This window comes from Burkholderia sp. FW306-1C-G01B, assembly GCF_058781685.1.
Window position 1 is genome coordinate 382,758 of record NZ_JBYSWZ010000002.1, and the last position, 11,512, is coordinate 394,269.

General features: G+C 64.0%; 14 protein-coding genes. 3 read left to right on the top strand and 11 right to left on the bottom strand.

The features are described from left to right. Positions 1-34 precede the first annotated feature (34 nt). The gene (locus AC3WLY_RS06055) at positions 35-844 is read left to right on the top strand and encodes a hypothetical protein (protein WP_175962271.1); all 810 of its coding nucleotides are present in this window, start codon (positions 35-37) and stop codon (positions 842-844) included. A 17-nt stretch (positions 845-861) separates the two neighbouring features. Beyond that, positions 862-1,146: a PAAR domain-containing protein gene (locus AC3WLY_RS06060; protein WP_175962270.1), complete on the top strand. Its 285-nt coding sequence runs from the start codon at positions 862-864 to the stop codon at positions 1,144-1,146. A 134-nt stretch (positions 1,147-1,280) separates the two neighbouring features. Here the strand turns inward: AC3WLY_RS06060 and yfiB are convergent, their stop codons facing one another. From yfiB to AC3WLY_RS06095, 7 genes are all read right to left on the bottom strand, one after another. Next, a complete protein-coding gene (gene yfiB / locus AC3WLY_RS06065) occupies positions 1,281-1,793 on the bottom strand; it encodes an outer membrane lipoprotein YfiB (RefSeq protein ID WP_175962269.1) in 513 nt (170 codons plus the stop codon). A gap of 85 nt (positions 1,794-1,878) precedes the next feature. Further along, complete coding sequence (gene dgcN, locus AC3WLY_RS06070; protein WP_492308079.1) at positions 1,879-3,147, bottom strand: diguanylate cyclase DgcN/YfiN; 1,269 nt, start codon at positions 3,145-3,147, stop codon at positions 1,879-1,881. Then, on the bottom strand, positions 3,144-3,842 hold the full coding sequence (gene yfiR, locus AC3WLY_RS06075) for a regulatory sequestration protein YfiR (RefSeq protein ID WP_175962267.1): 699 nt from the start codon (positions 3,840-3,842) through the stop codon (positions 3,144-3,146). Before yfiR ends, dgcN begins: the two co-directional genes overlap by 4 nt. Before the next feature lie 374 nt (positions 3,843-4,216). After that, positions 4,217-4,510, bottom strand: coding sequence for a DUF4411 family protein (locus AC3WLY_RS06080; RefSeq protein WP_492308078.1), 294 nt, complete (start codon positions 4,508-4,510; stop codon positions 4,217-4,219). Next, positions 4,494-4,715 carry a DUF4411 family protein gene (locus tag AC3WLY_RS06085; RefSeq protein WP_425130038.1) on the bottom strand — a complete coding sequence of 74 codons (222 nt, stop codon included), beginning with the start codon at positions 4,713-4,715 and terminating at the stop codon, positions 4,494-4,496. Before AC3WLY_RS06085 ends, AC3WLY_RS06080 begins: the two co-directional genes overlap by 17 nt. After that, positions 4,712-5,884 (bottom strand): ImmA/IrrE family metallo-endopeptidase, encoded by a 1,173-nt coding sequence (locus AC3WLY_RS06090; protein ID WP_492308077.1) that lies wholly within the window; start codon positions 5,882-5,884, stop codon positions 4,712-4,714. Before AC3WLY_RS06090 ends, AC3WLY_RS06085 begins: the two co-directional genes overlap by 4 nt. 151 nt (positions 5,885-6,035) lie before the next feature. Continuing rightward, entirely contained in the window at positions 6,036-6,197 is a 162-nt protein-coding gene (locus AC3WLY_RS06095) for a hypothetical protein (RefSeq protein WP_175962265.1), read from the bottom strand. 101 nt (positions 6,198-6,298) lie between these two features. Between AC3WLY_RS06095 and AC3WLY_RS06100 the strand changes: the two genes are divergently transcribed. Further along, on the top strand, positions 6,299-7,540 hold the full coding sequence (locus AC3WLY_RS06100) for an NAD(P)/FAD-dependent oxidoreductase (protein ID WP_492308076.1): 1,242 nt from the start codon (positions 6,299-6,301) through the stop codon (positions 7,538-7,540). Between the two features lie 31 nt (positions 7,541-7,571). Here AC3WLY_RS06100 and AC3WLY_RS06105 read toward each other — a convergent pair whose 3' ends face one another. The 4 genes from AC3WLY_RS06105 to AC3WLY_RS06120 all read right to left on the bottom strand — a co-directional run bounded on the left by AC3WLY_RS06105 (position 7,572) and on the right by AC3WLY_RS06120 (position 11,499). Further along, positions 7,572-8,333 (bottom strand): FadR/GntR family transcriptional regulator, encoded by a 762-nt coding sequence (locus AC3WLY_RS06105; protein ID WP_492308075.1) that lies wholly within the window; start codon positions 8,331-8,333, stop codon positions 7,572-7,574. 158 nt (positions 8,334-8,491) lie between these two features. After that, positions 8,492-9,364, bottom strand: coding sequence for an L-fucono-1,5-lactonase (locus AC3WLY_RS06110; RefSeq protein ID WP_492308074.1), 873 nt, complete (start codon positions 9,362-9,364; stop codon positions 8,492-8,494). A gap of 85 nt (positions 9,365-9,449) precedes the next feature. Then, positions 9,450-10,391, bottom strand: a complete 942-nt coding sequence (locus AC3WLY_RS06115) for an ABC transporter substrate-binding protein (protein ID WP_204421785.1) — start codon at positions 10,389-10,391, stop codon at positions 9,450-9,452. Between the two features lie 70 nt (positions 10,392-10,461). Further along, positions 10,462-11,499 carry an ABC transporter permease gene (locus AC3WLY_RS06120; protein WP_175962260.1) on the bottom strand — a complete coding sequence of 346 codons (1,038 nt, stop codon included), beginning with the start codon at positions 11,497-11,499 and terminating at the stop codon, positions 10,462-10,464. Positions 11,500-11,512: the final 13 nt, after the last annotated feature.

The window sequence follows — 11,512 nt, forward strand, 5'->3', positions numbered from 1 at the left end:
ATGGACAACCACTCAAGGAAAAAAGGATGGAGCAATGACACCACAAGTTGTCACGATAAAGTTCGGAACTGATGGAAGGCTAGATGCCCAAAATCAGGGATTCTCCATGATGAATCACCCGTCTGGCGTATATCGCTACCAAATTCACTGGGCTGACTCAGCGAAACTTGGAACAGTAAAGTACATTCAGGGGCAGCATTCTTTTGATGTCGATAACGTCATGATTGCAACTGGATTGGGTGACAAAGACAGTCCCGAGGACGGGGTTGATAATTGGGATGTTAATTTCAATATCTCTTCATCAAAAACAACCTCATATGAAGAGGGACGCGACAAAGTCATGTCCCTACTTGGCAGATTGCGGGCCGCCGGATGGAAAAGATATGTATATGCTGCGTCTCCCCGGCTTGTTGGAAGAGAGGCTATGACGTATGCCTCATCAGAATCCGGGGCTCTTTATTCGCTGGATTCGACATACACACCGACGATAGTTGAGTGGAAGAATTTGATTACTATTGAACCGAGATGGATTTTTTACGCCGACGGTGTATTTCTGACTTTATCGCTATCTTATCAATCATCGGGCTCTCCCGACATGGGTTACTACTTGACTGACATCCAGGTCAGCACTGCATCTGATCACTACACCCCATATTTTACAGATAGCGTTGAGCGCAGAAAAAAATGGAAAAAATTCATATCCGACGAGTTGAAACCGGCAAGGGAAGAGCGATCGAAGAAAGAAGCTGAACTGAAGGCTCTGGGCTACACGATCGACGCGACGTATCAGCCCCCGCCGTTCGAAGCCCCGGACTTCTCGGCCAAAGCAGATAACGCCCATTGATCTGGAGGGGGCAATCGATGCAACGAGCAAGCTTACACGGGCGTGCACAGATCGTAGTTGGCGACGCAACGAGCCACGGCGGCAAAGTGATTTCAGGTAGTCCGTCCTCCACCTGGAGTTCCGCCAAGATTCCCATTGCCCGCAAGGGGGATCAGGTGACTTGTCCGCTTTGCGCGCCACATCTCTTTGAAATTGCCGAGGGGCTGGACGGGTACGAGGATTTCGGACAACCGATGGCCTTGGAGGGGCATAAAACAACCTGTGGCGCTGTTCTCATTGCTCAACCTGCCCCGAACGATTAGCTGTATTAGCCGCGTTCATTTCCGGCTTGCTCGTTTGTGAGCCACTGTTTTTTTACTCCGGGTTGCTCACGATTCGGGCTGTTCTCTCGGGGAAGTGGTCCGACTACCTCCCCGAAATAAAGAGAGCCGCCCCCTCACCGCGGCGAAACCACAATCGCCGCCCGCCGATTCTGCGCCCTCCCCGCCGGCGTCCGGTTGTCCCCCACCGGATCGCGCTTCCCTTTCCCGACGATCGCAATGCGCTTCGCATCGAGCCCGACATCGACAAGCTCGATCGCCACGACCTCGGCTCGCCGCCTCGACAACTCGAAGTCGTAATCGTCCGCCCCCTCCCCATCCGAGTACCCATAAACCCGAACCCCGTTAATCTCTGCCGACTTGAGCGTGCGCCCGATCCTTTCGACGATCCGCCGCACATCCGGCTTGAGGTTATAGCGATCGAAATCGAACAGGATCGGCCCGGCCGAGCCGAACTCGAAACCCTGTTCGGTCTCCTGGAAACCGGCCGACTTGAGCGTCGTGACTTGCGTCTGCGTCAGCCCACGATGAAGCGGCGGTGTCTTGCAGCCCCCCAGCAGCAAACACAGCAGCAGCAGCGCGCTCGCGACGCACATCCGCCCCACGCTCGCGGGAAAAGAGTTGTTCATTTCGCATCCCCTTCGAGTGCGCCCGCATTGGGCGCACTTTTTGTCATCCGCTGCCGCGGCCTCGCCCGCAGCGCGAAGCGATCAATCAAACCGGTCCTGCGACTCCTTCGGCCAACTGCCACGATCCTGGCCGAGCACGCTTGGCCCGGTACATTGCCGCATCCGCCGCGCGCAGCAAGCCGCTCGCGTCCGACGCATGGTCGGGATACAGCGCAATGCCGACACTCATCATGGTGGCCACCATGCGGCCGTCGGACAACTCGATCGACGGCGCCATACCGGACAATATCTCGTCGGCGATGCGACACACGCTGCCCGTTTCGCGTGCTGCCGCCAGCATCACCGCAAATTCGTCGCCGCCCAGGCGGGCGACCAGATCGGACTCGCGCACCTGTGCGCGCAGCCGCGCCGCGATGCCGACCAGCACCGCGTCGCCGGCGTCGTGGCCGAGGCAATCGTTGATCTCCTTGAAGCGGTCGCAGTCCAGATACAGGATGCCGACCCGCTGGCCCGTCACCCTGGCTTCGCCGAGTGCAAGCGCCAGGCGCGACTCGAACTGCACGCGGTTGGGCAGGCCCGTGAGCGCATCGTGCGTCGCCTTGTATTCGAGCAACGCGTTTTCGTCGCGCAGCATGTTCTGCCAGTCTTCGAGTTCGTCGAGCAACGCGTTGAAGTCGTCGCCGAGTTCGTTCAGCTCCGCGATCGCGACGGGCTCGACCCGCTGCGCGAACGCGCGCTCGCGCCGCACGGCGTGCGCCACGCTGACCAGCGCGCGCAGCGGCGAAACGATGTTGCGCAGCAGACGCTTCGAGCTGACATAGGCACCGAACACACTGACGACAAGACAGCCGAGAATGCCGCCCACGCCGCCGAGCAGGAAGCCGAAGAACTGGTGCCCGCGGCCGCGCACGACGACGTGGCCGACGATGATGCCGTCGTGCATCACCGGAACCGTCACGGGCCCCGGCAGCGCAAAGTCGGCGACGCCGCGCTCGAGCCGGGCGATCCCGTTTCCGGCAGGCAGTTGCCACGTCGCGAACAGTTGGCCATTGCTGTCCGTGACCACCACCTGCGCCACGTCCTCATCGCTGGCGATCAAGCCGATCGCCTCGTTCGCCGCGACGCGGTCGCCGAACACGAGCGCCGCCTCGACCGTATAACCGAGCGAGCGCGCCAGCAGGTTCAGGTTGTTGCCGGCATACGCGCGCAATGCGATCACGGCGACCACGATCAACGACACGGCGGCCATCGCGACGGCAACGAACGCGAGGCGCAGGTGCGCGCGGCGCAACACGCTTTGCAGCGTCGGGCGCGGCACGCGCGAAGGGGAAAAGTGAGGCGCGAACCGTGTCATGGCGCCCCCGGCCGGCGCGCGAGATTGAGCACGTTCGGGTGCACACGCACGCCACTGCGCGCCACGGCGTCGAGATTGATGTCGAACGACACGCGTTCGCCGTCGACATTGAGACAGAACATGCCGCCTGCGGTGCAGGACGGATCGTGTTCCGAGATCGTCAGAACTGGATGGCCGGCCACCGCGGCTCTCACCCGCGTCCTCTCGTCGTCGCTCAGGGTGCCGAGGTAGACGACGTCGCAGGCCATGCCTAGTGAGGGATCGTCGAAGCGGACGCGCTGCACGTCGAGCAGCGTCGAGCCGGCCTGCAGCGTGTCGGTCAGGCCGCGCGCGTAGTCGGGCCGGCCGGTGACGCACAGATGCAGGCGGACGGGCGTCGTCGGCCAGCGCGTGAAGCTGATGATGCCCAGCACGACCTGACGCACGGCGGAGTCGTGTGACGAAACGGCAGGATCGGCGGGGCTCGCGGTGGCGACGATGCGCATTGTGTCAGGCGAACCGTCCGCATCGGCGGGATCCTCGACGAGCACGGCGGATGCCGCACCCAACACGCAAACGATTGCGATCAGCGCATGGCGCAGCGAAGCAGCCCGGCCGGGCCGGCCGGACGTCGTCCGCGCGGCGATTGCCGCCGCGCCCGTTGGCGTCGTTGCAGTCGCAAGACTGGCAGCCGCCGCGCACACTCTCGCATCCATGATGGAAACATCCGCTGGCGTTGCCCCCGGCGTTACCCTCTGCCTTCAACCATGCGCGCGCAGGCGCCGTATCACGAGCATGATTTCTTCATCTTAGGTACAAAGTCGCGCGACCAACCAGTGGGAAACACCCGCTAGAAACGTCGGAACGTATGGAGAATTTGCGCTGCGCGCGACGATGGTGATAAGCACGGCATCCATCGTCGGTTCGGCATGGACGGCAGCGAATTGATCAGCAGATTGGGCGCGCGGCTAGCTCACACACTACCCCGCCCTCATCCCGGCGGAGCAGAGACTTTGCATCCGCGCCGCAACGCCAACCGGCGGCCGGCGGCCGCGCGCGACATACCGCCGTTGTTCGGGAGTTGCATCGATCAGAACCGCCAATCCTGCTGGTGCATGAATTCCTCGAGATCGATACATGGAATCTCGAAATGCGCGCAGACATTGGGTATCTTCGCCGCATGAGGTTTGACGACAAGCCCTTCATTCGCGTGCTGCCATCCTTCCTCGCTCACGACCGTCCCCTGGCGGATCTTCGCGCAGGCGATGACGAACGGATCGGCAACCGGTGTTCCCTTGAGACGCTGCTGTTGGCCAATCAGCGCCTGAAAATGCTTGACCCGAAAGATCGCGGCGACAAACCGCAGCTCATCCGCGTTCGGCATCGTGAACAATGATCGATGGCCTTTCGCCCACGCCAATACATCTGCACTGACGTGCCTGTCGCTCGATCTCGTTCAAGACTTCTCTGGTCGAAATCAAACGCCGTTGGCCAACGAGTTTTTCGATGCCGTCCCAGATGCTTCTGAACACACGCGGATAGAAATGCTGAAGTGATCGAATGGAGCTGGTGTCGAACACATAGATCATGCACCGGCCCCGTGAAGAACGTGCTCTTCAAATCCGGCAAAGCTTTTCGGCTTGATGTCAAGAAAATCGGCAGCCTGCTCCAGCGTGATCTGATGCCGATAGTGACGGCCGACGACCTCCCGGGCAAAGCGGTCGCTCAGATAGGCGCCTTGATTCGCATAGTAGCTCCCGCCCGTTGCCTCTCTCTGCTGGGCTGACCAGATCCCGGCCTTATGTTCATAGAAAGCCTGGCCAACTCGGCCCTGATCCAGCAATCGCCGCAGCACGGCCTCACGGCTCACGCCGAAATGACTCGCCAGCTCGGCGAACGCCTCGTCGGAGGCAGACTCGACATCGACGGGAAGCCGTACCACGAACGTGTCAAAAGCTGCGTGCGGGATCAGTACCTCCGCCGCTATCGCGTTGCAGAATCGCTCGATCTTCCTCTCGGTTTGAGGAAGCGCATCGATGTAGCCGGGAGCGAGCTTGCTCAAGCCGTTCATGTTCAAGAGCAAGTGCGCGAGTTCATGCAGCAGACTGAATATCTGGCGCGTCTTCGTCGTGCCGTTGTTCAGATAGATGATCGGGAATGCATCGTCCATCAAGCAGAAACCCGAGATCTCGCGCTGCTTGAATGACGACTTGAAGACAAAGACGCCTGCTTCCTCTACGGCCCTTCTCCATTGCTTGAGAGCGAGCTCGTCGTTGCGCCAGGATGTCTGCTCGACCAGCGTGATGCCGAGCGCATCGCGAACGCGCCCGGCTTGTAAGGGCACGGGCTCCGACAACGACAGGGCCAGTGATTTCCAGATCATGTCACGCGCGGGATTACGCCCATCGAACACCTCTCGCAGCGATAGCTGGAATGCCTGCGCCTGTCGGATCTGCAGATAGGTATCGCGGGCAAGCGACCGCATGTCCGCTTCGGGAAGTGTCCGAAATTCGCGCTGCGGTACTTTCTCGTCGGGCGGAGCGGGAAGGAAAAAAACGGCGAGCGGCCGCTTGAAAATCTGATACGCGAGCTTCTCGAGCTGGGTGTATGTCGGTGCGGCTGTTCCCGCCTCCCAATCGGCCACTTCGCTCGACGGAATCCGAAGCATGGTCGCGACTTCATCGATCGACAGCCCGACCGTTTCCCTCGCCCAACTCAACACTTCCGGCTGCACGCCTGCCACGGGTTCTCGTTTCATCCCTGTTTCTCTATCAATTCAAGAGGCCAATATCGTCAGCATGACAGATGCAGCTCCCGCTCACCGCCGGTGCGTCCAACGCGTACGAAACGCCCGCGCCGGCCGCGGCTTGGGCCACCGTCCTCTACCGGTCAGGCGAACCCATTCTAAATCATGGAGTTACGCGTTTGCGAGACGACTGTCCATCGTCGACATACGCCAGAAAGACGAGAATGCCGCCAGGAACTCCGCGCATTGGCGCGTTCCACAATGTCGCGAATCGTGAAGCACCAATCCGGTAAGCCATGACCTGGTTCTGCAGATCGAACGGCATCGAGAGTATCCTGACGGACAGTCGCACGTCGGCGTAACCTTTGGGCATGGGTCTCGCCCATTCATTAACGTACAACCTCCATCAATCGCCATCTCCACCCCATGGATTTCGACGTCATCGTTCTCGGCGCAGGCATCGTCGGCGTCTGCGCCGCGCTGCACCTGCAGGATCGCGGCCGCAAGGTCGCCCTCGTCGATCGCGGCGCGCCCGGCGAAGGCACGAGCTTCGGCAACGCGGGGCTGATCGAGCGCTCGTCGGTCGAACCGTATCCGTTCCCGCGCAGCCCGTTCACGCTGATGCGCTATGCGCTGAACCGCTCGACCGATCTCTACTGGCACAGCGCGTCGCTGCCCGCGTTCGCGCCGTGGCTCGCGCGGTTCTGGTGGGAATCGGCGCCGCTGCGTCATGCGGCAGCCTCGCGCGACATGCTGCCGCTGATCGAGCGCTGCCTCGTCGAACACGACGCGCTGATCGCACGCGCCGGCGCCGGGGAACTCGTGCGCGCGAGCGGCTGGCTCGAAGCCTTTCGCACGCCGGCCGCGTTCGAACGCGGCGTAGCCGAGGCCGGACTCACCGCGCGCCGCCACGGGCTCGGCATCACGCCGCTCGATGCCGCCGCGCTGCTCGCGCACGAACCGAGCCTCGCGCCCGGCTTCTGCGGCGCGCTGCACTGGCTCGATCCGAAAAGCGTCGTCGATCCGTCCGCGCTCGTCAAAGCGTACGCGCAGCTCTTCGTGCAAGGCGGCGGCACGCTGCTGACCGGCGACGCCGCGAGCCTTCACGCGCTGTCGCCCGGCTGGCAGGTCAGCACGCAGGACGGCACGGCCGCCGCACCGGCCGTCGTCGTCGCGCTCGGCCCGTGGTCCGACACGGTGTTCGGCAAGTTCGGCTACAAGATCCCGCTGCGCGAGAAGCGCGGTTATCACATGCACTACGCGCCGTCCACGCGCGGCGTGCCGTCGGCGCCGATCGTCGATCGCGAATACGGCTACGTGATCGCGCCGATGCGGCGCGGGCTGCGGCTGACGACCGGCGTCGAGATCGCGCGGCGCCGCGTGCCGCCGACCGGCGTGCAGCTCGAACGCGCGGAACGCGTCGCGCGGCCCGTGTTCGGCTTCGGCGAGCGGCTCGACCCGCAGCCGTGGCTCGGCTTCCGGCCGTGCACGCCCGACATGCGCCCGGTGATCGGCCCCGCGCCCGCGCATCGCGGGCTGTGGTTCGCGTTCGGGCACAACCATCACGGACTGACGCTCGGCCCCGTCACCGGCCGCCTGCTGGCCGAGATGATGACGGGCGAGACGCCCTTCACCGATCCGGCGCCGTATCGCGCCGACCGCTTCTGATTCTGAACGCGTAGAAAATCAACGCACGCGCTCAGTCGAGCGCGCGGCCGAAGATGCGGATCACTTCGTCGAGATGGTCGGCCATCGCGCGGCGCGCGGCCTCCGGGTCGCGCGCGCGGATCGCGTCGAGGATCGCGCGGTGTTCCAGTTCCGACCGGTGCGGCATGTCGTTCGGCATGTACAGCGACTGCAGCCGCTGGAACATCGGGTCGTACTTGTGCGCGAGCAACTGCTTGATCATCAGCGCATACGCGGGGTTGTCGCTCGCCTCCGCGATGCGGATATGGAACAGCCGGTCGCCCGGATGCGTGAGCGAGCCGCTGCGGTTGTCTTCCTGGTTGCGCAGGAACGCTTCGTGGATCCCTTCGATCTGCTCGTCCGAGCCATGCTTCGCGGCGAGCGACGCGGCTTCCGGCTCGATCAGCCGGCGCGCCTGCAACAGCGCGAACGGCGGGATTTCGGTGTCGAGGTCGAGCGCGATGCCGAGTTCGGGATCGATCTCCACGACCGTGAACGGCGCGGCCTTCGCATCGGGTTCGGGCTCGGGCGCGGCAACCGTTTCGGGATGGCGCACCTTCACGCCGTCGCCGACGCGCACGCTGACGAGCCCGCTCACTTCGAGCGCGATCAGCGCCTCGCGCACCGACGTGCGCGACACGCCGAACCGTTCGGCCAGTTCGCGCTCGGGCGGCAGATAGCTGCCTGGCGGAAAATCGCCGGACTCGATCATCGCACTGAGCTTGTCGGCGATCTGCTGGTAGAGGCGGCGGTTTTGAATCGGCTGGATGGACATACGTTTGACGCTGGTAATCGGTTTCGGTCCGACGAATCGCGCAGACCGTTCGCGCCTATTTTATATGCCGGGGCCCGTGCGCCGGTCTGCGCATCGATGCGGCTGCAACCATCGAACGCCATGGTGCCCGCCGGCCTTCGTCCGACGAAGCCGCGCACTCACGCCGGCACCCCATAACACTGCGCGGCCGTGCCGCCCCACAGCGCGTTGCGCTCGGCGGCCGACAGCCGCGATTCGGCCCAGCGCTCGACGATCGACGCCACTTCGTCATACGAAGCAGCAAGCAGGCACACGGGCCAGTCCGACCCGAACATCAGCCGCTGCGGCCCGAACGCGTCGAGCGCCGCATCGAGGCACTGCTCGATATGCCGGACGTCCTGCGCGCGCAGGCCGCGCCGCCAGTCGGTCTCGGTCACGAGACCCGACAGCTTGCACGCGACATGCGGCATCGCGCCCAGTTCGCGCAACGCCGCGCGCCAGCGCGGCAGTGCGGTTCCGTCGCGCTCGAACTCGGCCAGCGCGGGCTTGCCGACGTGATCGAGCACGAGCCAGTGCGCGTCGTGCCGCGCGCAGAACGCGCGCACGTCCGGCAACTGGCGTTCGAACACGAGCACGTCGTACACATAGCCGTTCGTCTGCAGCCACGCGACGCCGCGGTTGAAACCGGCATCCGCGACGAACGCACCGACATCGGCTTCGTCCTGCACCTGGTGGCGAAAGCCGCGCAGCTTCGGGCTGCGCCATTCGGCGACACGGTCGGCAAGCTGCGGCGCACCGAGATCCTCCCAGCCGACCACCGCCGCGATGCGCGCATCGTTACGGGCGAGATCGAGCAGGAACGCCGTCTCGTCGCGCCCCGCGCGCGCCTGCACCGCGATCGACGCGCCGAGCGCCTGTGCACGCATCAGCGGCCACAGCGCGTCGGGCAGGTAGTCGCGCGCCAGCACGCCCATCCCGGCGCCGATCCACGGATAGTCGGCCGCGCGATAACGCCAGAAGTGCTGATGGGAATCGATACGCACTGCGCCCATGGTGTCCTCGTGTTCCGCCGTCACATGCCGTCACGCGCCGCCGCACACGCTACCCGCCGCGGGCGGCGACGCCATGACACGGCAATCAGTCGTACAACGCCGCCGCGACCTTCGGATCGTCGATATTGGTCTTGTCGTACCAATAGAAACCGGTATCGATGACCTTCGGCAGCTTCTCGCCCTTGATCGCCTTCACGGCCGCCTCGACCGTCTTGTAGCCGATCCCGACCGGGTTCTGCGTGATCGCGCCGGCCATCAGCCCGCTGCGAATCGCGTCCTTCTGCTGCTTGCCGGAATCGTAGCCGACGATCACGACCTTGCGCTTCATTTCGCGCACGCCGTTGACCACGCCGATCGCCGAGCCTTCGTTGGTGCCGAACAGCCCCTTGAGCTTCGGATACCCTTGCAGGATCGACTTCGTCACCTCGGTCGACTTCAGCTGGTCGCCTTCGCCGTACTGCACGGTCACGACCTTCACCTTCGGGTGCGCTGACTTCATGCGTTCGAGAAAGCCGTCGCGGCGGTCGATGCCGGTGCGGCTCGTCTGGTCGTGCGCGACCACGGCCACCTCGCCTTCGTCGCCGATCAGCGCTGCGAGCTTGTCGGCAGCCAACGACGCGGCGGCCTTGTTGTTGGTCGCGGCGGTCGTCACCGGGATGTCGCTGTCGACGCCCGAGTCGAACGCGATCACCGGAATCTTCTCGGCCTGCGCCTTCTTCAGCAACGGCAGCGCGGCCTTGCTGTCGAGCGCCGCGAAGCCGAGCGCGGCCGGCTTCTTCGCGATCGCGGCCGACAGCATGTCGATCTGCTTGTCGACCATCGCCTCGGTTTCGGGGCCTTCGAACGTCACCTTCACCTTGTAGTCCTTCGCGGCCTGCATCGCGCCCGATTTCACGGCCTGCCAGAACTGATGCTGGAAGCCCTTCGAGATCAGCGGGATGTAGGTTTCCTGCGCCTGCGCGCCGGCCGTGACGCCAACGGCGAACGTCAGCCCGACGATCGCGTTCAACACCTTGCTCCTGATCACTTCGCGTCTCCTTGGTTGGTATCTGCTGGGATGCCGGCCGGGCCGGCGGTGAAGCGGATGCTCTTGCGCGTCAGCGGCGCCGACGGCGCAGGATGTCGACATAGACGGCGAGGATGATGATCACGCCCGTCACGACCGTCTGCCATTCCTGCGCAACCGACATGATGCGCAGGCCGTTGGTCAGCACGCTCATGATGAACGCGCCGATGATGGTGCCGACGATGCTGCCCGCGCCGCCCGACAGCGACGTGCCGCCGATCACGACGGCCGCGATCGCATCGAGCTCGTAACCCTGCCCGAGCGCGGGCTGCGCGGAATTCAGCCGCGACGCGATCAGGAGCCCGGCGATCCCGCACACCGCGCCGCTGAACGTGTAGACCGCGATCTTCCACGCATCGACGTTCACGCCGGACAACCGCAGCGCTTCCTCGTTGCTGCCGAGCGCGAACGTGTAGCGGCCGAAGATCGTCCGGTTCAGCACGATCGATGCGCCGACCGCGACGAGAAACAGGATCAGCACCGCGTTCGGGATCGGCAGCGCGGGGATCAGGTTGCCGATCAGCGAATCCTGCGCGATCGACGTGAAGCCCGGCGTGTCGTTGAAGTAGATCGGCCGCGTGCCCGAGATCACGAGCGACAGCCCCTTGAGCAGCATCATCATGCCGAGCGTCGCGATGAACGGCGGCACCTTCATCTTCGCGATCACGAAGCCCGACACGCAGCCGGACAACGCGCCGAAGCACAGCGCGGCCAGGATCCCGAGCGGCAGCGGCATCCCCCACTTCGTCAGCACGACGCCGGCCATCACAGCACAGAACGTCATCAGCGTGCCGACCGACAGGTCGATGCCCGACGTGATGATCACGTAGGTACAGGCCACAGCCAGCACGCCGTTCACGGCGGTGGCCTGCAGGATCGTGACGAGGTTGTCGACTTCGAGGAAGTTCGGCGACGCGATGCTGAAGAACACGATCAGCAGCACGAGGCTCGCGAACGCGAGCAGCTTCTGCCGCGCGGCCGGGTTGAAGAAGCGGGCGCGGAAGCCGGATGCGCCGGCCGGCGAATCGCCGGAAGCGAGGGGCGGAACGGGATGCGTATCGTTGGACATGATCGGGTAAGCG

Bases quoted from the DNA above. Each gene is read 5' to 3' on its own strand.
- AC3WLY_RS06055 (WP_175962271.1), top strand. From the start codon at position 35: ATGACACCACAAGTTGTCACGATAAAGTTCGGAACTGATGGAAGGCTA.
- AC3WLY_RS06060 (WP_175962270.1), top strand. From the start codon at position 862: ATGCAACGAGCAAGCTTACACGGGCGTGCACAGATCGTAGTTGGCGAC.
- yfiB (WP_175962269.1), bottom strand. From the start codon at position 1,793: ATGAACAACTCTTTTCCCGCGAGCGTGGGGCGGATGTGCGTCGCGAGC.
- dgcN (WP_492308079.1), bottom strand. From the start codon at position 3,147: ATGACACGGTTCGCGCCTCACTTTTCCCCTTCGCGCGTGCCGCGCCCG.
- yfiR (WP_175962267.1), bottom strand. From the start codon at position 3,842: ATGGATGCGAGAGTGTGCGCGGCGGCTGCCAGTCTTGCGACTGCAACG.
- AC3WLY_RS06080 (WP_492308078.1), bottom strand. From the start codon at position 4,510: ATGCCGAACGCGGATGAGCTGCGGTTTGTCGCCGCGATCTTTCGGGTC.
- AC3WLY_RS06085 (WP_425130038.1), bottom strand. From the start codon at position 4,715: ATGATCTATGTGTTCGACACCAGCTCCATTCGATCACTTCAGCATTTC.
- AC3WLY_RS06090 (WP_492308077.1), bottom strand. From the start codon at position 5,884: ATGAAACGAGAACCCGTGGCAGGCGTGCAGCCGGAAGTGTTGAGTTGG.
- AC3WLY_RS06095 (WP_175962265.1), bottom strand. From the start codon at position 6,197: ATGCCGTTCGATCTGCAGAACCAGGTCATGGCTTACCGGATTGGTGCT.
- AC3WLY_RS06100 (WP_492308076.1), top strand. From the start codon at position 6,299: ATGGATTTCGACGTCATCGTTCTCGGCGCAGGCATCGTCGGCGTCTGC.
- AC3WLY_RS06105 (WP_492308075.1), bottom strand. From the start codon at position 8,333: ATGTCCATCCAGCCGATTCAAAACCGCCGCCTCTACCAGCAGATCGCC.
- AC3WLY_RS06110 (WP_492308074.1), bottom strand. From the start codon at position 9,364: ATGGGCGCAGTGCGTATCGATTCCCATCAGCACTTCTGGCGTTATCGC.
- AC3WLY_RS06120 (WP_175962260.1), bottom strand. From the start codon at position 11,499: ATGTCCAACGATACGCATCCCGTTCCGCCCCTCGCTTCCGGCGATTCG.